Source organism: Enterococcus canis NBRC 100695 (assembly GCF_001544375.1).
GTDB classification, from domain to species: domain Bacteria; phylum Bacillota; class Bacilli; order Lactobacillales; family Enterococcaceae; genus Enterococcus_H; species Enterococcus_H canis.
The window spans coordinates 181645-207043 of sequence record NZ_BCQJ01000002.1 but is presented as its reverse complement, the minus strand read 5'-3'; the positions used below and the strand labels follow the sequence as shown (position 1 = coordinate 207043).

Below are 25399 nucleotides of genomic sequence, written 5' to 3'. Positions count from 1 at the left end.
TGCCTCCTAAGGAATAAATTATGAGCAGTTTATTATAACAAACTATTTTGAATAGTTTATGTAAAAATACTAATAGCGTACTGAGAGAAATTTTAGTAAAATAAAGAGAGAGTAGGAGGGTGCATTTTGTGGAAATGGTTTGAAGGGATTGGCTGTATCTTGCTGGGACTAGCCAATATCTGGCTGTTTCGCAGTAGTACCTTTTGGCTCTTAGGCTTTCTGTTGTTGGCGTACGGGATCTATGTATTAACTAGGAACCAGCACTAAGGAGGAAACCAAAATGTCGATTTTTGAAGATATGGAAAAAACCATGCAGCAGCGACGAATGGAAAAAAGTGAAAAGTTGCGGAAACGCAACGCACAGCTGCGGGCGCAAGGGAAAGAACCGATTAAAAGCGGGTGGGGTCCCATGGTAGATACTGGTTTAGGCGGCTTGAATCGCGGCCCTAAGGGTACGGTTGATTTGACTGGCCAAAATCTTGGTACCGAAAATTATTTTTCAAACGAACAACGTGATGTTGCGGAAAAAGCGACACAGCGAGCGGAACGAATCAAGCAAAAAGAGGAAGATTAAGATTTCATAAACGCAGCCGTTATGGTTGCGTTTTTTTGCTACAATGAAGAGGGAGGTGTGTAATGGAACTACTAATTCGGCAAGTCACTACTTTTTTGACGGAGGCTGGCCTGGACCATACATTACGTCATTCATTGGCAGTGGCAAAAGAGGCTGCTACTATTGCGCAACAGTATCGATTAGACCCTAATAAAGCGTATGTTGCTGGCTTGCTCCACGATATTAGCGCCGTGATTCCCAACGATGAACGCCTTCTTTTTCAACAAAATCGGTCAGAATTGATTTATCCAGCAGAGAGGACGTTACCCATGCTGTTACATCAGCGACAATCTGCCATCATTGCTAAGGAAACCTTTGGCATACAGGATGGCGAGATTTTGGAGGCAATCAGCTGTCATACCACCTTAAGAGATCACGCAACACCGCTAGATCTTTGTCTTTTTGTAGCGGATAAAATTAAATGGGACCGCTCTGAACCTGTTCCTTATTTGACGGAAATCGAAGCGGCCTTAGAAAATTCTTTGACGAGTGCAGCCCGGGTTTATTTCGCCTGGGGGCAGCATGATTTTCAAGTCCTTCATCCGTGGGCGAGAGCGGCGATGTGTTGGCTGGAAAGACAAGCGCCGTAGCTGCTGATTTTGGAATCTTTCTGAAAATTTGGCATTAAAAATACACTAAAATTATGCTATAATATGTAAATTAAGATGGGGGTGAAAGCACACATGGAGATTATCTCAAAAGAATTAGCAATGAAATTATTACTGGAAGATGCTGAACGAATCCAAATGCTCATCCGTAATCAAAAAAACAACTTATGTATTTCTCAATGTAAAGCATTCGAAGAGGTCGTGGATACGCAGATGTATGGTTTCTCACGGCAAGTGACTTACGCAATTCGCTTAGGCATCATTACTGAGGCGGAAGGTCAGAAACTCTTGAGCGAGTTGGAGAAATCCTTAAATAATTTGTATACCGAAGTATACGAAGAAACTGAACATAAAATTGGCAAGGAGGGCTAGTCTTGCCAAAGCAAATGAAAAAAAGACATTTGTTGGACTACTCGATTTTGATTCCTTATCTAATTCTTTGTAGTGTCGGCATCATCATGGTTTATAGTGCCACAAGTGTCAGTTTAGCAAATTTGAATTTGAATCCAATGTCAACGGCTATCAACCAAGGCGTCTTTTGGGTCTTGAGTTTGGTAGCTATTACCTTGATTTATAAGATGAAAACGAAGGTGTTTCAGAATAAACGCTTTATTTTATCGATTCTTTCCATCATTTTCGTCTTGTTACTACTCGTACGTTTTACACCGTTAGGACAAGTCCGTGGCGGAGCTAAGGGTTGGATTATTATTGGTAGCTTTTCAATGCAGCCGGCTGAATACCTTAAAATTATGATCGTATGGTATTTAGCTTATATCTTAGCGCGACGCCAAACAACCATCAAAAAAGATTTTTGGGGTGTTGTCTTACATCCGCTAACCATCACAGGCTTTATGATTGGTTTGGTACTAATTCAACCTGACGTGGGGAATGCCGCGATTTTGACGTTGATTACGCTGGTTATGGTATTAGCTAGTGGGACTAACTGGTTTTACAGTGTTTTGGTAGGGGGGATTGGTGTAGTAGGAAGCGTCGGCTTGATCCAGCTATTTGCAAGTGTGGGTCAGAAGATTTTTCCGGCAAATTTCCAATATATCGCCCGCCGCTTTGAAGTTGTTCACAATCCTTTTATTGATGAAAAGGATGCTGGGCATCAAATGGTCAATTCTTATTATGCCATTTTTAACGGTGGTCTCTTCGGTCGCGGCTTAGGTAATAGTATCCAGAAAAAGGGGTATCTCCCTGAAGCCCACACAGACTTTATGTTTTCTATTGTGGTAGAAGAGCTGGGCCTGATTGTTTCTTTGATTTTATTGGGCCTGTTGGTTTTTCTAATTGCCCGAATCTTTTTAGTAGGAGTACGAGCTAAAGATCCTTTTAACGCATTAATGTGCATCGGCTTAGGCGCGATGTTTTTGATCCAATTGTTCATCAACTTAGGGGGAATCTTGGGAATTATTCCTTTAACTGGGATCACTTTCCCATTCTTAAGTCAAGGCGGGAACAGTTTGTTGATCCTGTCAGTGGGTGTCGGCTTTGCGCTGAATATCAGTGCAGATGAGAAAAGACGCCGTTTTGAGCAACAATAGAAGGTAAAAAGGTAGGAGTGGTGACATGAAAAAGGTCTTAGTAGCAAATCGCGGTGAAATCGCGATCCGTGTTTTTCGCGCGTGTACAGAATTAAATATCCAAACTGTCGGTATTTATGCCGCCGAAGATGAGTATTCAGTTCATCGCTTTAAAGCAGATGAAGCCTACCTAGTGGGCGCTGGTAAGAAACCAATCGATGCCTATTTAGACATTGAAGGGATTTTACAAATCGCGAAAGCATCGGGAGCAGACGCGATTCATCCAGGGTATGGTTTTTTATCAGAAAATCTCGACTTTGCAAGACGTTGTGAAGAAGAAGGGCTGATTTTCATTGGTCCTAAATTACATCATTTAGATATTTTTGGTGATAAGATCAAAGCCAAGGAGGCAGCTTTAGCGGCGGGTATTCCCTCTATTCCAGGAACAGATGGTCCCGTAGCGGATGTAAATGCTGTGCTTGATTTTGGTTCTGAACACGGCTATCCAATCATGATCAAAGCTGCTTTAGGCGGCGGTGGCCGTGGTATGCGGGTCGCTCGTGATGAGAAAGAGGCCCGGGAAGGCTTTGACCGCGCCCGTAGCGAGGCGAAAGCCGCTTTTGGTAGTGATGAAGTGTATGTAGAGAAATACATCGCAGACCCTAAACATATCGAAGTGCAAATTTTAGGCGATATTCACGGAAATGTCTTACACCTATTTGAACGGGACTGTTCCGTTCAGCGGCGACATCAAAAAGTCGTTGAGGTGGCGCCATGTGTCTCCCTCTCTCAGCAGCAACGTGAAGCAATTTGTGATGCGGCAGTGAAGCTGATGAAACATGTTGGCTATGTCAATGCCGGCACGGTAGAATTTTTGGTAGAAGGCGACCATTTCTACTTTATTGAAGTTAATCCACGGGTCCAAGTCGAGCATACCATTACGGAAATGATTACTGATATCGATATCGTGATCTCACAGTTACTGATTGCGCAAGGTAAGGATTTGCACCAAGATTTGAATTTACCACAGCAACAAGACCTAAAAATGACCGGGACTGCAATCCAATGTCGCATTACGACCGAGGATCCGTTGAACCATTTTCTCCCAGATACCGGCAAAATCGATACGTATCGGTCACCAGGCGGCTTTGGTGTACGTTTAGACGTAGGAAACGCCTACTCAGGCGCGGTGGTAACGCCTTATTTTGACTCCTTGCTAGTCAAGGTTTGTACCTATGGCTTTACCTTTGAAAAAGCGATTCAAAAAATGCAACGCTGTTTGAAAGAATTTCGGATTCGTGGGGTTAAAACCAACATTCCATTTATGCAAAATGTGATTAGTCATCCAACTTTCCAAGAAGGGGACGCTAAGACAACCTTTATTGATAATACACCGGCCCTTTTTGAATTTCCGAAAGTAAGGGATCGCGGTAATAAAACCATGAAATACATTGGCGAAGTCACGGTCAATGGGTTTCCGGGTATCGAAAAAGGGACCAAACGCCATTTTGAAGCACCGCGAATCGCCACAGACTTGACCGTTGTTTCTAAACAAACAGCCAAACATGTTTTAGATACAGCTGGTGCGGCAGCAGTTTCACAGTGGATTAAGGATCAGGATCACGTGTTATTGACGGATACGACCTTTAGAGACGCCCATCAGAGTTTGCTGGCAACCCGTGTTCGAACACAGGATTTCGAGCGAATCGCCCGTTTAACTGATGCGGCGATGCCAGAGCTTTTTTCTAGTGAAATGTGGGGCGGTGCTACGTTTGACGTAGCCTACCGTTTCTTAAATGAAGACCCATGGCAACGTCTCCGTAAAATACGCCGACTAATGCCAAATACTCTGCTACAAATGCTTTTCCGTGGTTCAAATGCCGTCGGATATCAAAACTATCCGGATAATGTAATTCACGAGTTTATTCAAGAGGCGGCTAGCCAAGGAATTGACGTGTTTCGGATTTTTGATAGCTTGAATTGGGTTCCGCAGATGGAAAAAAGTATTCAAGCAGTGCGGGATACCGGCAAAATTGCCGAGGCAGCTATTTGCTACACCGGCGACATCAATGATCCATCACGAGCAAAATACAATGTGCAATATTATAAAGACATGGCGAAGGAACTGGAACAATTAGGGGCCCATATAATCGCTATCAAAGACATGGCGGGCTTATTGAAACCCCAAGCAGCCTACCGTTTAATCAGCGAATTAAAAGAAACGACGGACATCCCTATTCATTTGCACACCCATGACACTAGCGGTAATGGTATCATCACCTACTCAGCGGCCACTAAAGCTGGCGTTGATATTGTCGATGTGGCTATGAGCGCTATGAGTAGCAGTACAAGTCAGCCAAGTATGTCGAGCCTTTACTATGCGTTAGTTAATGGCCCACGGACACCTGAAATCGACATTGAGAATACACAAAAGCTCAACCATTATTGGGAAGATGTCCGCATGTACTATCAGCCCTTTGAAAATGGCTTGAATGCACCACAAACGGAAGTGTATCTACACGAAATGCCCGGGGGACAATATTCCAATCTGCAGCAGCAAGCCAAAGCAGTCGGTTTAGGCCATCGTTGGGATGAAATCAAGCAAATGTATCACACCGTCAACCTGATGTTTGGTGATATCGTCAAGGTAACGCCTTCTTCAAAAGTAGTGGGGGATATGTCCCTCTTCATGGTGCAAAATAATCTAACGGAAGAAGATGTTTATGAAAAGGGTAGTGAACTAAGCTTCCCTGAATCAGTCATCAGCTTCTTCCAAGGGGACTTGGGACAACCAGTAGGCGGATTCCCAGAAGAGTTACAACGGATTATCTTAAAGGGGCGGCCAGCTTTCTCTGTTCGTCCAGGTAGTCTAGCCGAGGCAGTAGACTTTACGCAAATCAAAGCAGAATTAGCTGAACAGATTGGTTATGAGCCGCGCCAAGATGAAATTTTAAGCTACTTGATGTATCCGCAAGTATTTCTTGATTATCGCAAATCCTACGAACAGTTTGGCGATGTGACCTTATTGGATACGCCGACCTTTTTTCATGGAATCCGCTTAGGCGAAACTGTTACGGTCCAAATCGAAAAAGGAAAGACCTTGATTATTCGGTTGGACGAAATTGGCGAGCCTGACATTGAAGGCAATCGGATTCTTTTCTTTAACTTAAATGGCCAGCGTCGAGAAATCAGTGTCAAAGATACCAGCATTATCAGTACGGTCCAAACCCGTAAAAAAGCAGAACCTACTAATAAAGAACAGATCGGCGCTACAATGTCTGGTTCTGTTCTCCAAGTTCTCGTTCAAAAAGGCGATAAGGTGGAGAAAGGCCAACCATTAATGATTACAGAGGCGATGAAGATGGAAACAACCATTGAGGCCCGCTTTGATGGCGTGGTGGAACATCTCTATGTAGCCGATGGGGAATCGATCGATTCGGGAGATTTATTGATTGAGATCAAAGAAAAATAATACAACTAGATTAAAACGAATCGGCGCTTTTACATTGATTTTTTTCGGTGTGTTAGCAGTCTTTTACGGACAGCCGATCTTATTTCCGGCAGCTGCACCACCGCCGGCTGATGATTTAGCGCGTCAGCGGGAGCATAGTGCATTGCCTTATACCGAAATCAAAGCAGCAGGCACTGCCAATTTGGTTGGAGTCACTAGTAGCCAATTAGTAGCAGAGTGGGGCGAACCACGTGTGGTGTTGCCTAGCGGCTATACGTACGAAACTTGGATCTATGGCGCTTTGGATGAAGAATATGCCGAGGTTTTAGTAGAAAATGATCAAGTACGAGATATCAAGGTTTTCGGCAGTAAATTGGCGACGGCACCTTTTTCGTTGAACATGACCTTAACAGATGTCGCCGCAATCACAACAATCTATTCAAACTTCGATGTGAGTTATGATGATAAACAATACGCTATTGAGTTGATGGAAGAGGACATGAATTATCGGCCGTTGATTGCCTTTGATAATGGGACATTTGCGATTTTATACTTTAGTCAAACGAGTGGACGCTTGATGGCTATTGACTATTTAGATAAAAAGACGCTTTTGACGGTTATGCCCTATCAGCTGAATGCCGGCTCGCCTTTACCTGTTACCATGAGTGGTCATGCTGATTGGCGCCAAATTAATGAGAGCAATCAAACGCGAATGCTGAAACTCCTTAATTTAGTTCGAAATCGTGACCAGCTGGGGAATTATCTATTAGGGGCTGATTTAGGAACGACGGCTAGTGATTTATTAGCGACATTCCTGCAAAGCCCGGAAGAGTATATTCAAGTTCGCATAGAGGATTGGCGCAACCGACAAGTTGCCCAAACGATTCCGCCAACTTTTATCATGAATGGGGACGAAGCCGCCGCCCTACTTGAAACGCAAAGTAAGGAGCATTGTCAGATTTACTTTGCGACACCGGTCTACGATGTAGGCACAACCGTTTTGAATATATTCGCTGATAGCTTGTACTACTCTCGCTTCAGCAATAAGGAACCAGAACGGATAGGCATTGCCTTTTCAAAAGAAAATGTGTTAGTCTTGTTAGAGGAAGAAAATGAAACGGAGGGAAGTCAGTGATCATCAATGAAGAGCTTTTTCGTCTAGAGGACCAAGCAGTCCATTTAGCTGAAGTGATTTTGGCTGGAAAAGTCGTAGCAGACTATCGCCATGCTAAAGATGCACTGGCCAACCCAGCCGCTAAAGCGAAACAACAGGCATTTCAAAATGCTAAAACGACATTTGAACGAATTGAACCGTATGGAAAATACGCACCGGATTTTAGAGAAAAGCAACGAGCGCTGCGCCAAGCAAAACGCACCTTGGATTTAGACGAAACAGTTGCGGCTTTTCGGTTAGCTGAAACCCAGTTGCAAGATATCTTAGATCAGACGGGTCAGGCGTTGGCACAGACGATCTCGGAAGAAATCAAGGTAGATGCGGGAAATCCTTTCTTTACGACTAAAGGATGTGGAGGTGCTTGCCATGCAAGCTAATGCTAGTGAATTTACGATCGTGAAACGCCGTTCACTGATCGTTTGGGTATACAGTTTAAAACAAATGAAGCAACTGCGTCGTTACGGAATCGTCCATTATGTGTCGCGTCGTATGAAATACGTGGTGTTGTATATGGATGACGATCAGATTGAGGAAACTGAGAAAAAGCTCAACAGTTTACACTTTGTTCGATCTGTCGAACGTTCTTACCGACCAGACATCGAAATGAATTTTGCAGAAAAGATAGGCACAAAAGCGGCTTATCAACAGGATGATGGCTTTGAAATTGAAGAGGCCAATACTCAAATCCGGTTAGCAGAAGATTTATAGAATGATGAAAATGGGCGATAACTTCAAACATTTTTCATCATTTTTTTGTGGCTGTTTTGGTATAATGTGAAAACGAAGAGGTGAGGAAATGCGCGTTATTTCTGGAAAATACAAAGGACGCCGCTTGAAGTCTTTAGAAGGCTCCAACACGCGTCCAACAACCGATAAAGTCAAAGAGTCGATTTTTAATATGATTGGTCCATACTTTGATGGGGGAGAAGTGTTAGATTTATTTGCTGGTAGTGGTGGGTTGGCAATCGAAGCGATATCTCGAGGAATGGATCATGCGGTCTTAGTGGAAAAAAATGGCCGTGCGTTGCAAGTTATCAAGGAAAACGTTCAACTGGTGCGTGACGTCGATCAATTTGAGGTTCGCCGAGGAGACGCTGACCGTGTTTTGGCAGACTTAGCTGCTGAAGGTCGCCAATTTGATTTGATTTTCTTAGATCCTCCGTATGCACAGCAGAAAATAACCCAGCAAATCACAAAAATGATTGCAGAGGGGCTGTTGACGGATACTGCTTGGATTGTCTGTGAGACCGATAAGCAAGTGCTACTGCCGGAAAATATTGAAGGTTGGCGCCAATACCGACGGCAAGAATACGGGATTACGGCTATTACGCTGTTTGAAAAGGAGGAAACACAATGACAACTGCGCTATTTCCAGGCAGCTTTGACCCATTTACTATGGGCCACCTGCGAACCATTGAACGAGCTGCCGGTTTATTTGATAAAATCATTATCGGTGTTTTTGTTAATACCGGCAAAAAAGCTTTTTTAGAGCCGATTGAACGTGTATCTGCAATTAAGGCAGCAACTGCCCACTTGCCCAATGTCACGGTATTGACCCAAGAAACCAAACTGACCGTCACGATTGCCCAGGAGCTTGGCGCAACACATCTCTTGCGGGGGATTCGTAGTGTGAAAGATTATGAATATGAACGAGATATTGCTGAAATGAACCGTCATTTAGCTCCTGAGTTAGAAACGGTCTTTCTCTTATCGGAGGAAAAGTACAGCCATATCAGCTCCAGTTTACTGAAGGAAGTCTGGCAGTTTGGTGGCGATATCTCCGAATATCTGCCAACCGCAGTCTATCAAAGTATGATGAGGAAAAAAGATGAACAATAAAGTCCCGATTAAACGAATTTTATTATTTCTTGTTGCCTTACTCGCAGTCGCAGCAGTTTTTCTGCCTGTCCCTTATTATATCGAAGGCCCAGGAACAACTGAAAACCTTAAGAACTTTATCAAAGTTGACGGGCAAGAGGACCAACAATCCGGCGCTTTTTACCTTACAACGGTTTCGATTAGACAAGCAACAGGACTCCGCGCATTGCAGGCGTATTTCAATTCCTATGAAGATATTGTCTCCAGACAAGAACTGATGGGCACAAGTACTAGCGAAGAGTATAATCAAATTCAGCGCTATTATATGGAATCTTCACAAAATATGGCAATCGAACAGGCTTTGAAGTTAGCTAAAAAGCCCTATGAGATGACTTATAAAGGGGTCTATGTGATGTCTCTGCAACCCAATTCTGCTTTTAATGGGAAATTGAAAGTTGGCGATACCGTTACCGGGGTGGATGGTCAAACCTTTAAGGATAGTGCTAGCTTCATGGAATATGTTAAAAAGCAAAAAGTCGGTCAAACGGTTACTGTCAGTTACTTACGCGATGGAAAGACGGCTGAAGCTAGTGGTAAGCTTGTTGAACTGGCCGGAGAAAAGAAACCGGGGATTGGAATTAGCCTAGTAGATCATACAGAAGTCGATTCTTCCGTGCCAATCCAAGTGGATGCGGGGAGTATTGGAGGCCCTTCGGCGGGGTTGATGTTCACTTTGGAAATCTACAGCCAGTTAATGAATCAAGACCTGCGTAAAGGACACGAAATCGCCGGAACAGGGACGATGAGTTCTGATGGTACAGTAGGACGTATTGGTGGTATTGATAAAAAAATCGTGACTGCCAACAATGAAGGCGCCGAAATCTTTTTTGCACCCGATGATACGATTACGGACGAGATGCGTCAAGCCGAACCTGGAATCGAAAGTAATTACGAAACAGCTAAAAAGACAGCTGAAAAAATTGATTCTAAGATGAAAATCGTTCCGGTAAAAACAGTTCAAGACGCTTTAGACTACTTAAAAAACTTAAACTAATTTCCTCACTATTGAAAGGTGGTGTCACAGATGGAAAAGAAAGATACCAAGGATACAAAAGAAAAAATGTTGGAATTGATCAAACAGAAACAAGGCGGCGGCCGTTCTAAAAAAATGAGCGCTCCTAAAAACGATCGCAAAAACATGCGTAAAGGACCAAAGATTTTTAATAAATAGTGAAAAAGGCGCTTCTGTTTCCACCGTTTATTCGGATATGAAGAGAGACTGATACATAACTTTTCGAGTTATGTATCAGTCTCTTTTTTATTTCTATGAGTATAAAAATCAATAAGATAGTTATTAATTGCTAACTATAGAACATTTTTATTTTAATATCTTGATCATAGTTACCAAAACCTTTTCCAAATAATGTACATCCCCCAGCGTTTTTTGCATCCTCTTTTACTTCAATTCTTAAATGCCAGATATCCTCATGGGTAGGCAAATCATCGATGGTAATATCTGATAATGGAATACCATCCATATTCGTTAGGTGCTTACTGATACGAATTGTTTTAAGTAATCCGTATTGGTTGAGATTATCAGGATACCAAGCAGGTGTGTATTTACCTCGGATATCTGCAAAATCACCAGGACTTGTCCAAGTTCCTAGCTCGATATCATTTAAAAAGAATGTGATATCAGACGGCCAATTATCATTATAGAAAGGAAATTCCGAGGAGATTTCCATTGATATCTCTAGCATTTCCAATTTTTCTGTTTTTTCTAGATAATTGATTGCTTGGTACTCTACAAATCCCTTGGTAAACCAAAGAATTCGAGCATCCATCCGTCTAGGATCCATGAAGTACTTAGGTTCATCCACATCACCTATAAACTCAGTCAGTGTAGCTAAGCCACAAGTAGGTTCAATGGAATAATTAGTATAGTGGCCGACAGGTATTGATGTTTCTTTTGTATCAAAAGCATTGAATATTTTTTCTGGGAAATTGATTTCTATCTTATCAACACGCAAACTAGAGATTTTATTCTGAGCGACTTTTTCAGTTCTAATAATATTTGCTTCCTCTAGTTTCTTTACATGCATAGTTACGATGGCACTACTCAGATTAAGTTCTTTTGCTAATTCTTTGATATTCATCTTATTTTTTGAAAGTAATTGAATAATTTTTAGACGTACATTACTAGCTAATGCTTCATATACTGGTAATGATTCTTCAGATATATCTAACTGCAATAAACTCCCCTCCTTATTCTTCTACTAAATATTAACATAAACATTAATTAATGTAAAATATATAATATATTATCAGCTTATATTAATATAAATGTTTATTTACTTTTATATAGATAATTATAATTAATAAATATATTGTTGACAGCGTTTTCTATGTCTGTTAATATTTGCTTGTAAGTTAAAGGAGGAGTAAATGTTGCAATCCAAATTAAAAATTTCCCGTGATTTGATATTAGCTGAAATTGATCCACGTATATATGGATCATTTATCGAACATATGGGAAGAGCTGTTTACACTGGAATTTATCAACCTAACCATTCGGCAGCAAATGAATCAGGCTTTCGACAAGATGTAATGGAATTAGTAAAGGAGTTAAAGATTCCATTAATTCGATATCCGGGTGGAAATTTTTTATCGGGTTACAATTGGGAGGATGGGATAGGCCCAGTTTCGGACCGACCCAAACGACTAGATTTGGCATGGCGCTCACTTGAAACAAATGAAGTCGGAATACATGAATTTTATGAGTGGTCGCAAGAAGTGGGTGCTGAGATTGATATGGCAGTTAACCTAGGGACCCGAGGAATCGATGCGGCTCGTAATCTAGTAGAGTATTGTAATAGCGACAGTGATACGTATTGGAGTCAACTTCGAGTGAAGAATGGTCATAAGGAACCGTTTAATATTAAGACATGGTGTTTGGGAAATGAAATGGATGGCCCTTGGCAAATTGGGCATAAGACGGCTGAAGAATATGGACGTTTAGCGAATGAAGCTGGTAAAGCAATGAAACTGGTAGATGATTCTATTGAACTAGTTTTATGTGGAAGCTCTTCCGGACAAATGCCGACATTCGGCGATTGGGAATTAACAGTCTTGGATCATGCCTATGACACTGTTGATTATATTTCTCTACACCAGTACTACGGTAATCAGGATGACAATTTAGCGAGTTATTTGGCCCGTTCATTGGATATGGATGAGTTCATAAATGGTGTTGTTGCAATGTGTGATGCAATTAAAGCAAAACGACATAGTAAAAAGGAAATTAATTTATCATTCGATGAATGGAATATTTGGTATCACTCGAATGAACATGATCAAACTGTTAAGCCATGGCAAGTTGCGCCACCAATTTTAGAAGATCACTACAATTTTGAAGACGCTTTATTATTAGGCTGCTTGATGATTACGCTGTTAAAACATGCTGATCGCGTTAAAATAGCTTGTTTGGCACAATTAGTAAATGTGATTGCACCCATTATGACGGATCCTGAAGGAGAAGCATGGCGGCAGACTATTTTTTATCCGTTTATGCAGATGTCAAACTACGGTCGAGGAAACGTGCTGACACCCTTAGTTGAATCTGATACGTATGCTACAGCTGATTTCGAGGCGGTTCCGTTTCTAGAAACGATTAGTGTGGTAAATGAGAATGAACTGGTTATTTTTGCAGTCAATAGAGGAGAAGAACCATTAGATTTTCATGTAGATTTAGGAGATTTTGTAGTAAAAGGTATTCGAGAATTTTCGCAAATGTCAGGATTTGATATCAAAGCAGTAAATGATGCTAGAAATGAAATAGTCCATCCAAGTGAAAATATAGAATACGAATGGAATGATACAAAGTTGGATGTAAAATTAGCACCTCTATCATGGAATATGATTCGGTGCGAATTATAAGAAAAGGGGAGAATCTCATGAAATTGAAAAAATTACTTGTTGGAACGGCGGCTCTTGCTTTGGGAATGTTGTCATTAACTGCATGCGGTGGTGGAAATAGTGGCTCAGGAACGGATAAAGATGGAACAACCACATTGACTTTTTGGAACGGATTTACAGCTTCTGATGGAGAAATTCTACAAGAGATCGTAAACCGATTTAATGATGAAAATGACAAAAATATCAAAATTGAAATGGATATTATGATGTGGTCAAATCTGAATGAGAAACTGCCACCAGCAATTTCCTCTAAAACGGCACCGGATTTTGTTGCACTAAATTATTCTGATTTTGCACAATACGTTAAAAATGGAGCTGTACAACCAATTGATGATTTTTGGTCCTATGACGGGGTTGATAAAAATGATTTTGCCAGTTCAGCTGTTGATCTAGGAGTCGTAGACGGCAAGCAATATTACGTACCAATGCAAGTTCAAGGAATGTATATGTACTGGAATAAAGACTTATTCAAGGCCGCTGGGTTAGATGAAAATACTCCTCCGACAACTTGGGAACAATTAACTGAAATGGCACCAAAATTGACAGATGCTTCTAAGAATGTTCATGGTTTCATTTTCAATAAAGATGGTACGGCGCCTCTTTATAACTGGATCTTAGCGAATGGTGGGAAAGTCATCAGCGATGATTATACAAAATCTGAGTTTGCATCACCAGAAAATCTGAAGACATTGCAAGCAATTCAAAAAATGATACATGTAGATAAAACGGGGCCTGAGTCAATCTCCGGTGCTGAAATGGACAATGTCATGAATGCTGGGCAACTAGCAATCGAATTAAATGGACCTTGGTTAAACAATGGTTTGAAAGCAAATGAAATCAATTATGGTGTCACTACGATTCCACAAGGTTCAGGCGAAAAAACAGCTATTTTGGATGGCGTAGGATATGCGATTCCAGCAAGTACTAGTGAAGATAAGAAGGAAGCAATTTATGAATTTCTAAAATATTGGAATACTGCGGATATTGGTAAAGAGTGGAGTATGCGGAACGGTTTTCCTGCTTATCTAAACTCTGTTGGCGAAGATGAAGAAGTTAAAAATGATCCAATTGTGACTGAGCTATCAAAACAAATGGAATTTGCTAAACCATTTTTACCAGGATTTGATCAATTACCAACAATCAATAACGATATTATCAATCCACTGATTGAAAAGTTGCTGGCTGGTGAAGATGCCGAAAAATTGATGAATGACGCTGATAAGCAAATTAATGATCTTTTAGCAAACTAACTATTTGAGCTAGGATGAGGATCGACTTCTCCTAGCTCAAATCACTATATAACAGAGGTGAAAAAAGTGAAAAACAAAAATAGTTCAATTGCTGCTTATTGGAATAAACCAAATCATGCGGCTTATCTATTCTTGCTACCGTCTTTTTTAGTATTATTGGTCTTTACAGTGGTTCCTCTGATTGGCACATTTGGACTTAGTTTTACTAACATGAATATTTTCTTTACAGCAAAAGACTTTGTAGGGTTAGAAAATTTTCAGAGGATATTCCAAGATGAACGGGCAGTCAATGCAGTTCTACATACTTTGTACTTTACGCTGTTAGAAACACCTGCTCAAATTATTGTTGGATTGTTATTTGCAGTCCTGTTGTCAAAAGATAATCGGTTCAATAAATTTTGTCGGTCTACATTCTATATTCCAGTTATCTGCTCCTTAACATCGATTGCCATTATTTTCTCGATGCTATTGGATCCAAATATTGGGGCAATACCATATCTATTTTCTCAAGCGGGCTTGCCCATTCCTCAGTTTTTCCGCGATCCAACTTTGGCGATGCCAACAGTTGCGTTTATGACTGTTTGGAAGAATTTCGGAGTTACGATGACCATTTTACTTACTGCGATACAAGGGATTTCACCTTCGCTTTATGAATCAGCAGCAATGGACGGTGCAACGACACGACAACAATTTTTCAATATTACACTACCACAAATTGTCCCTTCATTAGGTTTTTGTATTTTGACCAATTTGATTGGCTCAATGCAAGTATTTGACCAGGTATACGTAGCAACAGGCGGAGGACCGCAATTCAAAACGGAAACTGCAGTCCAATATATTTATAGTCGAGGATTCACTGCTCCATACGAATTAGGTTATGCATCAGCTCTCTCCAGTGTACTTTTTGTAATCATTGCGATTTTAGCTGTTACGGCAAACCTTTACATGTCACATAAAGAAAAGCAAATGAAATAGGAGGAAGGACATGGAATACAAACTAGAAGCTGCAAAAATGACCAAAAAAAATCCAGTTAGCGGGAAAAGTATTGTTCGAAAAATCGCCTTGATTTTAGTCTTGCTATTAATTGCCTTCCCCTTTATTTGGTTACTGATTTCTTCATTTAAGTATGAAAAAGATATTATTTCTTACCCACCCAAAATTTTTGCAGATAAGTATACGCTTGAAAATTATTTAAAGGTCTGGTCAACAATTCCATTGTTAGACTATATCAAGAATACCGTTATATTTGCTGGTGGTGTTATGGTCACATCTGTATTTTTTGATTCTTTGGCTGGCTATGCCTTAGCACGAATGGATTTTAAAGGGAAATCTGGATTTTTCTACTTTGTTTTACTAACGATGATGATTCCATTTCAAGTATTCATGATTCCTTTATTTATCGAGATCAATCTAATGGGTTTACTGGATACTTATCCTGGTTTGATTATTCCTAGAATGACAACCGGTTTTGGTATCTTTATGATGCGTTCTTTCTTTGTTACTTTGCCTCGAGATTTAGAAGAAGCTGCTAGAATAGACGGTCTGAGTGAATTTAAGATTTTCTTGAAAATTATTTTGCCGTTGAGTAAGCCAACTATGCTTTCACTAGCAATCTTCACATTGATGAACAACTGGAATGATCTATTATATCCATTGATTCTAACTAGTAGTTCAAAAATGAGAACGCTGCCTGCTGGATTGGCCCTCTTTACAGGACAAAATATTTCTTTTTATGGGCCAGTAATGGCGGGAACAGTTATTTCCATGTTGCCATTGTTGATCATTTATATGTTTGCACAAAAATATTTTATTCAAAGTACAGCAATGTCAGGAATGAAGGAATAGATGATGATGAAATTAGTTCAATCACGTTGGTATGCTAATTTGATAACAATTTCAGATTACATTTTATTAGGTATTTTGTGGGTACTCTGCAGTTTGCCATTAGTCACAGTAGTAGCTTCAAGTAAGGCTGCGTACTATACCATTAATGAATGGCGTATTACGGGTACGGGTAGCGTACTTAAAACCTTTTGGGTAGGTTTCAAGCATCGTCTCTTGATAACTTTGCCAATTAGTTTAACTTTTATTGCTATTTTTGCAGCATTGGAGTCAGCAATGCAACAAATGGAATTGCTACCCCTGCCACTTTTGGTTGCATTCATTGTATCCGGTGTAATCGTGGCGATGTTTTTTCTATGCCTAATACCAGAATTAGTGCACATATCACAGCAGTCTATAATTGAAAGTCTTCAAAATACTGCAATTTTGGTTATTGGTTTCTTGCCACAAAATCTATTAAAAGTATTTTTGACATATGTCTTCTTCTGTTCAGTTACAATTTTTCCACCATTCATTTTCTTATTTGCCGGTGGATTCTGGAAACTAATAAGTTTGTTAACACGTCAGAAATAAAGTTGGAGGCTATTAAATGAACACAAACATTACGATAAGCAAGCACTTTATTAAAGGAGATATTAGTCCACGACTGTTTGGTTCTTTTGTTGAACATATGGGAAGTGTCGTATATACCGGAATTTTTGAACCTGGACACCCACAGGCAGATAATCGCGGATTTCGGTTGGATGTCTTAGAAAAAGTTCAAGCACTAAATTTGGGTGTCATTCGTTATCCGGGCGGGAATTTCACATCTGGTTATAACTGGCTGGATACAATCGGATCAACTGACGAAAGACCTCGAAAAATTGATCTTGCTTGGCGTGGCATCGAACCAAATACATTTGGATTAAACGAATTTTTTGAATGGTTGAAAGAAATCAACGCAGAACCTATCATGACCATTAATTTAGGAACGAAAGGAATTGATGATGCTCGTAATATTGTTGAATATTGTAATTTTCCAGGTGGCACTTATTGGAGTGATTTGCGGATTAGTCATGGAGTGAAAGAGCCACATAGTGTGAAGCTGTGGTGCTTAGGAAATGAATTGGACGGTCCGTGGCAAATCGGGGCAAAGTCAGCTTATGAATATGGGCGACTAGCTAATGAAGCAGCTAAAGTAATGAAGTGGACTGATGATACAATTGAAACTGTATTAGTGGGAAGCTCAACACCGCGCTTGGAAAGTTACCCTGAATGGGACCGCATCGCTCTAGAGCAAGCTTATGACAATGTGGATTATTTAGCATTACATAATTATATTGACAAGTATGATGAAGATGATCTAACTAGACCACCTAAAAATGAACGGGATGATACTCCCACTTATTTAGCTAAATCGCATCGCTTTGATCGCCAAATCGAAGAAATAATCGCCACCTGTGATTACGTCAAAGGGTATGTTAGAAGTGATAAAACAATGTATTTGGCCTTTGACGAATGGAATGTTCATAATCAACCACAAAAAGAACATCACGATTTTGAAATAGGAAGTCCAGTTGACTGGTGCTATTTTACTATGGAAGATACGCTCTTGTTTGGTTCGTTGGGATTATCTATTCTCCGACATGCTGATCGTGTAAAAATAGCGTGTCAGTCGTTACTAGTTAATACGATCCCACTGATTTTGACAGATGCTAATGGAGCGTCTTGGGTCAATCCTACTTACTATGTAATGCAACATTTATCGAAATACGCTAAGGGTCACGTACTACAGCAAAATGTAGTAGGTCCCACCTATAATGTGGAAAAGATGCAAAATGTGTCTTATTTGGATACCTGCATTACAGAATCAACAGACGAAATTGTTATTTTCTGCGTAAACCGCAGTGAAGAAAAACAAGTGATGCAAGTAGAGACTGATTTTGAATTATTGAAAGTAATCGAACATATTGAAATTAGTCATCAAGATCTGCAAGCAAAAAATACAAGAGAGACACCAAATCAAATTGTTCCAAAACAAATTTACGATAGCATTGAAATGCAATTGACTAGCTGTCACGCATATTTAGCGCCGTACTCTTGGAATATGATTCGTGTACAGAAGGGATAGAGAAACTAATGACATTGTACAATAATCCAATTGTGATTGAGCGTGCTGATCCATGGATATTCCGTCATACAGATGGTTACTATTATTTTATGGGGTCCGTTCCAGGCTATCAAGAAATTGAATTGCGCCGTGCGCGCCATCTAAATGATTTAGAAAATGCAGAACGAAAAATAATTTGGCGAGCGCATGAATATGGTGAAATGAGTCGTCTTATCTGGGCACCGGAGATTCATTTTCTAAATGGTAAATGGTACGTCTATTTTGCTGCTAGTGATGATGAAGAAATTCGGGATCAGCATCATCACCATCGCATGTTTGTCCTTGAAAATTCTGAAGCTGATCCATTTAAAGGTATTTGGACAGAAAAAGGAAAAGTCAACACACAATTTGATAGTTTTAGCTTAGACGGTACTGTTTTTACACATAAAGGCATGTTGTACTATGTCTGGGCACAACTTGATCCAGCTATACCAGGAAACTCTAATTTATACTTATCTAAAATGGAGAATCCGTGGACGCTAACAGACAAGCAAGTACTTTTATCAATTCCAGAATATGATTGGGAAAAACGCGGATTTTGGGTGAATGAAGGACCAGCCGTGATAGAACGAAATGGCAAGGTTTTTATTACCTACTCTGCTAGTGCAACAGATGAAAACTATTGTATGGGATTATTGTGGGCAGAAGCTGATAGTGATTTATTAGACGGTTATTCTTGGCATAAAAGTAAAGTACCCGTTTTTCAAAGCTCTGAAGAGAATCAGCAGTTCGGTCCTGGACACAACTCATTTACTAAAGCAGAGGATAACGAGACAGATTTAATTGTGTATCATGCAAGACCCAAGAAAAATGATATGGAGGATCCGTTGAATAATCCAGATCGCCATGCACGTGTTCAAGAATTTAAATGGAATGAAGAAGGCTTCCCCATTTTTGGTGAACCAGTCGCAGATTGAGTCGAGTACGAGCTAAGAAAATCCGACATTTTAATATTTAAAAGATAAAACAATCGCCGCAACCCTACAGTAAGCGTAGAGTTGCGGCGATTTAGTTTTTGTAAAATCCTATGAATCATATTTTTTAATAAATTTCCTTTTAGAGATTTGCAGTAATTCCCGTAACGCAGTTTCTTTAGCGGGGGTTAGGGACCGGATACGGATACAAGATTTGCCTAAGTTGCTTTTACCGAATACATCTGTATATTGACTGGCAACGGGTTTGCCATCGAAGAAAAGAAAAAGATAGATGTTGACAGTTTTGGGATAGGCTTTAAGGGATAGCCAAGGATCACCATCTGGTGGGAAAAGCCAGCCAATGCCGCTAAATTTTCCCACAGAATAAGGAGTTCCGGCTTGGCCAAGTTCGTCTTCCATAAGTTGTTTAAGAGTTGTAAATAGTTCTTCCATTAGAGCCGCCTTTCACCGCGCGTCTGTTGCTCACGATCTTTTCGTTTTAACTCACATGTTTCTGTTGAACTAGCTAGTTGTCCGCTTGTCAATTCAAGCTGTCCCCATTGACGGTGACTAAAAAGTCTAAATACCGCCAAGAATCAGGGTTGTTTTTGAGCTAAGACCCTTTTCATAAATCGTCTAGTTCTATTATTTTACCATGGCAAGCTGATAGTTGCACAATATACGCAAGTATCGCGTTGGTTGACTAAATGTTCGGTAAGTATACAACCGCTCCATTGTTTCCCTCGCTCAATGGGGTTAAAATAAATGTAAGAGGTGAGATCATGTTACTAAATATTGGGGAAACCTTAGCATTTTTACGTAAAGAGAAAAAAATTACGCAGCAGGAATTAGCGGACTTTGTGGGAGTGACAAAGGCCTCTGTTTCCAAGTGGGAGAACGGTCAATCTTATCCGGATATTACCTTATTACCGTTATTAGCGGCTTATTTTGATCAAACGATTGACGAGCTATTAAACTATCAGCCGCAGCTAACCACACATGAAATTCAGCGCATCTATCATTCGCTGCAAGGGGATGTAAAGAAGGCGCCAGCTGAGACCTTAGTTCGATTTCGTAACTTAGTGAAGCGTTATTATTCATGCTATCCTTTTTTAATTCAGATGAGTTTATTTTTACTTAATCATGGGGATCAGTTACCTTATGAAGAAAAAAATGGTTATCAATCAGAAGCCCAGCAACTGTTGGATCATGTGATACGTCAGAGTCAAGATCCGCGCATTGTAGCGGAGGCCGAAAAACTTTTGGGCTATATTAGTTTGATTACTGGCGAAAATGAACGTGTTTTAGCTCTTTTGGGTGAGTGGCCACCAGTTGAAATGCCGGCAGCACCGCTAATTGCCGCGGCCTATCAGCAGCAAGATCCAGTGAAGGCGACGGCAGTCATGCAAAGTGCTATCTACCAAGAATTAGCAATTATGATGAGCTTTTTAACGAACTACTTACAGATTTTGGGACCTGATCCTGTGAAGACCAAAGCAACTGTGCAGCGGGGGGAACAACTAGCGATGCAATTTGAACTGGCATCATTAAATCCCATCAACTATCTGAATTTTTTAGCTGCTGCAATTGTTAGCCAAGCTTTGGTTGGCAATAAGAGCGAGTTGACGCGGTTATTGCAACAATTTATCACGCTGTTAGAGACGACACCATTTCCAACCGCTTTACATGGCGATGCGTACTTTGACCAAATTGAAGGTTGGCTGGAGGAACAAGCAAGTGGCAATCAATATCCGCGAGAAACTACGCTAGTGAAGCAAGATTTTCTGACCATTATCGAATTTCCAATGCTGCAAGTCTACCAAGCAGATGCCGAAGTCGGACCATTATTGAAGACACTCTCGGCGATGAAAGGAATGTGATTAAAAATGAGTACCCAAATGTTTATTGAATATTTACCATTTTTTATTCCACTGATTTTATTGGAAGTAGGATTGATGATTGCAGCGGTGATCCATGTCTGGAAACACCCTCAGTATCGTTTTGGTAATCGCCCGTTTTGGCTGGTGGTGGTGATAGTGTTCCAACTGATTGGTCCGCTGCTGTATTTTGTTGTGGGAAGAGGGGAAGCATAATGGCGCTCCTTGAGCTAGAGCAGATAACTAAAAGCTTTCATGGTCAAAAGGTTCTGCAAGACTTGACGTTCTCTGTGGCGGAGGGGAGTATTTACGGTTTTGTTGGTCGTAATGGTGCTGGCAAGACAACAACCATGAAGCTAATAACCGGCTTATTAAAGCAAGATGCTGGTGCGATTCGTGTTAATCAGAATTTGGTAACATATGGTCAAAATCAAACCAATCAATTTATTGGCTATCTGCCAGATGTACCAGCATTCTATGATTATTTGACCGCTAAAGAATATTTAAATCTGTGCGGGGAGATTGCTGGTTTGAAAAGAGAACGCTTCAAACGCAGTGAAGAGCTGTTGCAGCTAGTAGGTCTAACTGCAACGCAACGGATTGGCGGCTTTTCTCGTGGAATGAAACAGCGTTTAGGAATTGCTCAGGCTTTGGTAAATGAACCTAAATTACTGCTGTGCGATGAACCCACATCAGCCTTGGATCCAATCGGGCGCAAAGAATTTTTAGATTTATTGGCCTCTTTGCGCCAAAAGACAACGATTTTATTTTCGACCCACATTTTACATGATGTGGAGCAAATCTGTGATCATGTTGGTATTCTCAATCGGGGTGAAATGCAAGTAACGGGTACCCTAGAGGACTTAAAGCAGCAATATGGCAAGAAACAATGGTACGTAGATTTTGATTCTATCACCGCCAAAAACAAATTTTTAAGTATGCTATCTGAAAAAGAGACCTTTGTATTTCAGAATAATGAACAAAAAAGTGACGTTCTTCTCACTGTTTCAGATGATCAGCAAGAGCAGTTGTGGTACATTTTGCGCCAACAAGAAAAAATGCCTGTGAGTCTGCAGCAACAAGAAAGCACGCTAGAGGACATCTTTTTGGAGGTGACGAAATGAGCGGCACTTGGATTTGGTTCAAAAAAGAGTGGCAGGAAGCCTGGCGAACAAAACGAATTTTGATTCTGCTAATTGTCTTTCTATGCTTTGGTATCATGAGCCCACTCTTAGCAAAGTTAACACCAGAAATCATCAAAATGAGCTTCGCCGATTTTGCTGGCAAGATTCCCAAGCCAACTTCATTGGATTCGTGGGGACAGTTCTATAAGAATATGTCACAAATCGGTATTTATTTAGCTGTAATTCTATTTAGTGGCAGTGTCAGTCGAGAAGTTCAAAAGGGCACATTCCTGAATTTTGTCACGAAGGGTCTTTCGCGTAGAGCAATCATCTTAGGGAAATGGTTTAGTATCAGTCTGCAGTGGCTAGGAGTCACAGTAGGGGCATTTCTAGTCACGTTACTTTACACATTGATTTATTTTGATGATGGTAAAAGCCAAGCAGTCTTGTCGTCACTTGTTTGTCTCTTACTTTTTGGAATTCTGCTTTTGACGGTTACATTGTTTGCCTCTACCCTGCTCTCCAATACCGGTGGCTTATTTCTAACAATCGGTGTAATGGTCTCACTATACGTCCTAAATTTATTCGAAGGGTTGAAGGATTGGAACCCAGTCTCGTTGATTTCGATTCAGCCCGCACTCCTAGATGGCAGTGCCCAATTAACGACGTATACGCCCGCTTTAGCGGTCACTATTCTTGGGATAATTCTTGCCTTAACTGCGACTTTAGGCGTTTTTGATAAGAAGGCACTCTAATGTAAGGTAGTCATCTTTTTGGTTAGAAAGAGACTGGGAATGATCAACAAAATCAAGACAACAACAGAGGCTGCGAAACCGGCTTGATAGCCCTTCAGTGGGATAAGATTTGTTGAGACTACCGTAGTAATCAGCGCCGAACCAAAACTAGAGCCTAGATTTTCTATCATATTGATGCCTACTCCGGCTTCTGGCAATTGTGTGTCCGCCAGACCGGTGTAGGCATCTGTCGTTAAAGGCAAATTAATGCCACCCACACTAGCACCGCGAATAAACAAAATGACGCTAAGTAGCACTAGGCTGGTCTTTGGTGTCAAGAATGCTAGGGGGATGGAGCCAAGCAGCGCTAGAACTAAACTAACCAACACCACGTAGCGAGCACCAATTTTATCGATCATGCGACCAATCACTGGACGGGTCAACAGCATACCAATCCCTTGGGGAATCAGCGCAAGGGCCGCTTGCATGGCGGTATAGTGGCGAAAGGTTTGGAAAAATAACGGTAAAATCAGCATAGGACCCATAATTGCGATGTTGGCGAGAAAAAGTCCAATACTCGCAATGCGAAAAGGCTTGTGGGTGAAGAGCGTGAGCGGCAAAACGACTTCGTGGTGCTGTTGATGATCGTGCCAGAGATAGGCAACTAGCAAAATAAGGCCCATCCCGACTGTTGCCACTGTTTCTTGATTAAAGAATGTGGCGTGGTCAGCAGCCTTTGAGATACCGAAAATCAACAGAGCGCTACTGATAGAAAGCAACAGGATTCCTCGCCAGTCTAAACGGGCTTTGGGGTTAAAAGGGGCAAAGTGCGGAATATAGCGGATCATTAGGGGCAAAGCAATCAATAGAATTAGCACATTGATAAAGAAAAGCCAACGCCAATTGGCTATTTCTAAGATGAAGCCACCTAAGACCGGACCCAAAATTGGCCCGAAGATCATTGGTGTGGTGACAATAGAGATCACTTTACCGATATTATCAGGTCCCGCCGTTTTAACTAGCAAAGTGGACATTAACGGTGTGATGATGCCGGCACTGAAACCTTGGAAGAGGCGGAAAATGATAAAACTAGTGATATTCCAACTGAATCCGGCAATGAGCGAGGTAAGACCAAAGATAGCAACGGCCGTAATAAAGACTAGTTTGCCATCAAAGCGATTCATCAGCCAGCCTGCGATAGGAACAGCGATAGCAAGGGCTAAAACATAACCGGTAATCGCCCATTGGACTGTACTGAGACTAGTGGAAAAGGCGGTATTTAATTGCTCAATGGCAATATTCATCATGGTTGAGTCTAGCATCGGAGCGATGGCGCCTAACGCGATTGCCCAGGCAGCACCTAGGACACCTTGCGGTAATTTGGTTGATTGTGACATAGAAAACTCCTTTCTCACCGAGGAATGATTAATAAAGTTTCCTCGGAAACAAAAATGAGTATAACGCCGTTTTGTTTCCTTGTCAACAAAAAACAAACCACAAAAAAATCTGGCATGTACCAGACTATTTTGTGGTTTGTTCTTGGATCAGTTGATCGAGATGCTGGGTATAGTGTTGCATAAAGCTCAGCATAGCAGTCAATTGTTCATCAGAAACTTCTTGGAAAACCTCTTGATCACGTTCGCGTAGTTGTTGATGCAACGCCTCATGAATCTCAAAAACAGCTTGTCCTTTTGGGGTCAAACGGAAGTAGACTTCTTTTTTATTTTCTGGTTTCTTATAGCCAGTAATGGTTCCTTTTTGTGTCAACTTGCGGACGAGTTTACTGACAGCACCTCTGGTTAAAAAGAGTGTTTCCGCTAGCTGTGTCGCGTTTGGTTCAGCTAATTTTCCAATGGCTTCAATACAATGGACTTCGCTTGAAGTATAGCCCTTCAATGCGGGTTCCATCATCAGTTTATCCAGCCAAACACGTTTATTATATAGGTCGCTAAAAGCGGTTAATAGTTGTTCTTCTTTATCCATCATAGCCACTCCCTCGTTTTTAGTATAGAAGAAGTGGTCCACCATTTCAACTTGAAGAAACCTTTTTCTTTCTGCCCATACGACAGAATTTAAGCTTTATATTTTGCAACACCGTGCTCAATGAAAGTAGGCACGTTATTGTGAATGAAATACCTATTTGAAACAACTCAAAAATCATGACACAAGTGCAATAAAAAGGGAAAATAGCGAGAATGAGGCATGATATACTAATAAGAAATCAGAGATTTTGACTTTGAGGATGGAAACCTCAAGGGGTTAAAAATTATTAGAAATCTAGCCCGTCATGTCGATCGAAACGTTACCACTAATTAATGAAACCAAAACTTAATTTGGGTAATA

The 25399-nt window shown here is 40.8% G+C and carries 28 protein-coding genes; 24 read left to right on the top strand and 4 right to left on the bottom strand.

The window, feature by feature from the left end:
• Positions 1 to 126: 126 nt before the first annotated feature.
• From ECA01S_RS14145 to ECA01S_RS14325, 13 genes are all read left to right on the top strand, one after another.
• Positions 127 to 267: a hypothetical protein gene (locus ECA01S_RS14145; RefSeq protein WP_157490286.1), complete on the top strand. Its 141-nt coding sequence runs from the start codon at positions 127 to 129 to the stop codon at positions 265 to 267.
• Positions 268 to 280: 13 nt separating this feature from the next.
• Positions 281 to 574 (top strand): hypothetical protein, encoded by a 294-nt coding sequence (locus ECA01S_RS04390; RefSeq protein WP_067391684.1) that lies wholly within the window; start codon positions 281 to 283, stop codon positions 572 to 574.
• 62 nt (positions 575 to 636) lie between these two features.
• Positions 637 to 1203 (top strand): bis(5'-nucleosyl)-tetraphosphatase (symmetrical) YqeK, encoded by a 567-nt coding sequence (yqeK, locus tag ECA01S_RS04385; RefSeq protein WP_067391681.1) that lies wholly within the window; start codon positions 637 to 639, stop codon positions 1201 to 1203.
• Positions 1204 to 1296: 93 nt separating this feature from the next.
• Complete coding sequence (locus tag ECA01S_RS04380) at positions 1297 to 1593, top strand: Fpa/YlaN family protein (RefSeq protein WP_067391678.1); 297 nt, start codon at positions 1297 to 1299, stop codon at positions 1591 to 1593.
• Between the two features lie 2 nt (positions 1594 to 1595).
• Complete coding sequence (locus ECA01S_RS04375; RefSeq protein ID WP_067391673.1) at positions 1596 to 2768, top strand: FtsW/RodA/SpoVE family cell cycle protein; 1173 nt, start codon at positions 1596 to 1598, stop codon at positions 2766 to 2768.
• 25 nt (positions 2769 to 2793) lie between these two features.
• Positions 2794 to 6219 carry a pyruvate carboxylase gene (locus ECA01S_RS04370; RefSeq protein WP_067391670.1) on the top strand — a complete coding sequence of 1142 codons (3426 nt, stop codon included), beginning with the start codon at positions 2794 to 2796 and terminating at the stop codon, positions 6217 to 6219.
• The gene (locus ECA01S_RS04365; RefSeq protein ID WP_067391668.1) at positions 6200 to 7333 is read left to right on the top strand and encodes a CAP-associated domain-containing protein; all 1134 of its coding nucleotides are present in this window, start codon (positions 6200 to 6202) and stop codon (positions 7331 to 7333) included. Before ECA01S_RS04370 ends, ECA01S_RS04365 begins: the two co-directional genes overlap by 20 nt.
• On the top strand, positions 7330 to 7749 hold the full coding sequence (locus tag ECA01S_RS04360) for a YlbF/YmcA family competence regulator (protein WP_067391664.1): 420 nt from the start codon (positions 7330 to 7332) through the stop codon (positions 7747 to 7749). Before ECA01S_RS04365 ends, ECA01S_RS04360 begins: the two co-directional genes overlap by 4 nt.
• Complete coding sequence (locus ECA01S_RS04355) at positions 7739 to 8080, top strand: YlbG family protein (protein ID WP_067391661.1); 342 nt, start codon at positions 7739 to 7741, stop codon at positions 8078 to 8080. The genes ECA01S_RS04360 and ECA01S_RS04355 overlap by 11 nt, the downstream gene beginning before the upstream one ends.
• A gap of 88 nt (positions 8081 to 8168) precedes the next feature.
• Entirely contained in the window at positions 8169 to 8729 is a 561-nt protein-coding gene (gene rsmD, locus ECA01S_RS04350) for a 16S rRNA (guanine(966)-N(2))-methyltransferase RsmD (RefSeq protein ID WP_067391658.1), read from the top strand.
• Entirely contained in the window at positions 8726 to 9211 is a 486-nt protein-coding gene (gene coaD / locus ECA01S_RS04345; RefSeq protein WP_067391655.1) for a pantetheine-phosphate adenylyltransferase, read from the top strand. Before rsmD ends, coaD begins: the two co-directional genes overlap by 4 nt.
• The gene (locus tag ECA01S_RS04340) at positions 9201 to 10244 is read left to right on the top strand and encodes a SepM family pheromone-processing serine protease (protein WP_067391652.1); all 1044 of its coding nucleotides are present in this window, start codon (positions 9201 to 9203) and stop codon (positions 10242 to 10244) included. The genes coaD and ECA01S_RS04340 overlap by 11 nt, the downstream gene beginning before the upstream one ends.
• Positions 10245 to 10274: 30 nt before the next feature.
• A complete protein-coding gene (locus tag ECA01S_RS14325; protein ID WP_067391649.1) occupies positions 10275 to 10421 on the top strand; it encodes a hypothetical protein in 147 nt (48 codons plus the stop codon).
• A 130-nt stretch (positions 10422 to 10551) separates the two neighbouring features.
• Here the strand turns inward: ECA01S_RS14325 and ECA01S_RS04330 are convergent, their stop codons facing one another.
• Positions 10552 to 11442, bottom strand: a complete 891-nt coding sequence (locus ECA01S_RS04330) for an ArsR/SmtB family transcription factor (protein WP_067391646.1) — start codon at positions 11440 to 11442, stop codon at positions 10552 to 10554.
• A gap of 193 nt (positions 11443 to 11635) precedes the next feature.
• Between ECA01S_RS04330 and arfA the strand changes: the two genes are divergently transcribed.
• The 7 genes from arfA (at position 11636) to ECA01S_RS04295 (ending at position 19324) form a co-directional block, all read left to right on the top strand.
• Entirely contained in the window at positions 11636 to 13126 is a 1491-nt protein-coding gene (gene arfA / locus ECA01S_RS04325) for an arabinosylfuranosidase ArfA (RefSeq protein WP_067391644.1), read from the top strand.
• 17 nt (positions 13127 to 13143) lie between these two features.
• Positions 13144 to 14415, top strand: a complete 1272-nt coding sequence (locus ECA01S_RS04320) for an ABC transporter substrate-binding protein (RefSeq protein ID WP_067391641.1) — start codon at positions 13144 to 13146, stop codon at positions 14413 to 14415.
• Between the two features lie 66 nt (positions 14416 to 14481).
• Entirely contained in the window at positions 14482 to 15390 is a 909-nt protein-coding gene (locus ECA01S_RS04315) for a carbohydrate ABC transporter permease (RefSeq protein WP_082703249.1), read from the top strand.
• Positions 15391 to 15400: 10 nt separating this feature from the next.
• Positions 15401 to 16261, top strand: a complete 861-nt coding sequence (locus tag ECA01S_RS04310; protein WP_082703248.1) for a carbohydrate ABC transporter permease — start codon at positions 15401 to 15403, stop codon at positions 16259 to 16261.
• The gene (locus ECA01S_RS04305) at positions 16262 to 16831 is read left to right on the top strand and encodes a DUF624 domain-containing protein (RefSeq protein WP_067391638.1); all 570 of its coding nucleotides are present in this window, start codon (positions 16262 to 16264) and stop codon (positions 16829 to 16831) included.
• Positions 16832 to 16847: 16 nt separating this feature from the next.
• Positions 16848 to 18368, top strand: a complete 1521-nt coding sequence (locus ECA01S_RS04300) for an alpha-N-arabinofuranosidase (RefSeq protein WP_067391635.1) — start codon at positions 16848 to 16850, stop codon at positions 18366 to 18368.
• Positions 18369 to 18376: 8 nt separating this feature from the next.
• Entirely contained in the window at positions 18377 to 19324 is a 948-nt protein-coding gene (locus ECA01S_RS04295; protein ID WP_067391632.1) for a glycoside hydrolase family 43 protein, read from the top strand.
• 108 nt (positions 19325 to 19432) lie between these two features.
• Here ECA01S_RS04295 and ECA01S_RS04290 read toward each other — a convergent pair whose 3' ends face one another.
• Positions 19433 to 19774: a DUF1801 domain-containing protein gene (locus ECA01S_RS04290; RefSeq protein ID WP_067391629.1), complete on the bottom strand. Its 342-nt coding sequence runs from the start codon at positions 19772 to 19774 to the stop codon at positions 19433 to 19435.
• Positions 19775 to 20103: 329 nt separating this feature from the next.
• Between ECA01S_RS04290 and ECA01S_RS04285 the strand changes: the two genes are divergently transcribed.
• Genes ECA01S_RS04285 through ECA01S_RS04270 form a run of 4 tightly spaced genes read left to right on the top strand, consistent with a single transcriptional unit; the run spans position 20104 to position 23077 of the window.
• Positions 20104 to 21201, top strand: coding sequence for a helix-turn-helix domain-containing protein (locus ECA01S_RS04285; protein ID WP_067391626.1), 1098 nt, complete (start codon positions 20104 to 20106; stop codon positions 21199 to 21201).
• Between the two features lie 6 nt (positions 21202 to 21207).
• Positions 21208 to 21414, top strand: coding sequence for a PLDc N-terminal domain-containing protein (locus ECA01S_RS04280; RefSeq protein ID WP_067391623.1), 207 nt, complete (start codon positions 21208 to 21210; stop codon positions 21412 to 21414).
• Positions 21414 to 22322, top strand: coding sequence for an ABC transporter ATP-binding protein (locus ECA01S_RS04275; protein WP_067391620.1), 909 nt, complete (start codon positions 21414 to 21416; stop codon positions 22320 to 22322). Before ECA01S_RS04280 ends, ECA01S_RS04275 begins: the two co-directional genes overlap by 1 nt.
• Entirely contained in the window at positions 22319 to 23077 is a 759-nt protein-coding gene (locus tag ECA01S_RS04270) for an ABC transporter permease (protein ID WP_067391618.1), read from the top strand. The genes ECA01S_RS04275 and ECA01S_RS04270 overlap by 4 nt, the downstream gene beginning before the upstream one ends.
• Here the strand turns inward: ECA01S_RS04270 and ECA01S_RS04265 are convergent.
• Together ECA01S_RS04265 and ECA01S_RS04260 are read right to left on the bottom strand one after the other, a co-directional pair.
• Complete coding sequence (locus ECA01S_RS04265) at positions 23074 to 24453, bottom strand: MDR family MFS transporter (RefSeq protein WP_067391615.1); 1380 nt, start codon at positions 24451 to 24453, stop codon at positions 23074 to 23076. The genes ECA01S_RS04270 and ECA01S_RS04265 overlap by 4 nt on opposite strands.
• A 124-nt stretch (positions 24454 to 24577) precedes the next feature.
• Positions 24578 to 25039 carry a MarR family winged helix-turn-helix transcriptional regulator gene (locus ECA01S_RS04260; RefSeq protein WP_067391612.1) on the bottom strand — a complete coding sequence of 154 codons (462 nt, stop codon included), beginning with the start codon at positions 25037 to 25039 and terminating at the stop codon, positions 24578 to 24580.
• Positions 25040 to 25399 lie beyond the last annotated feature (360 nt).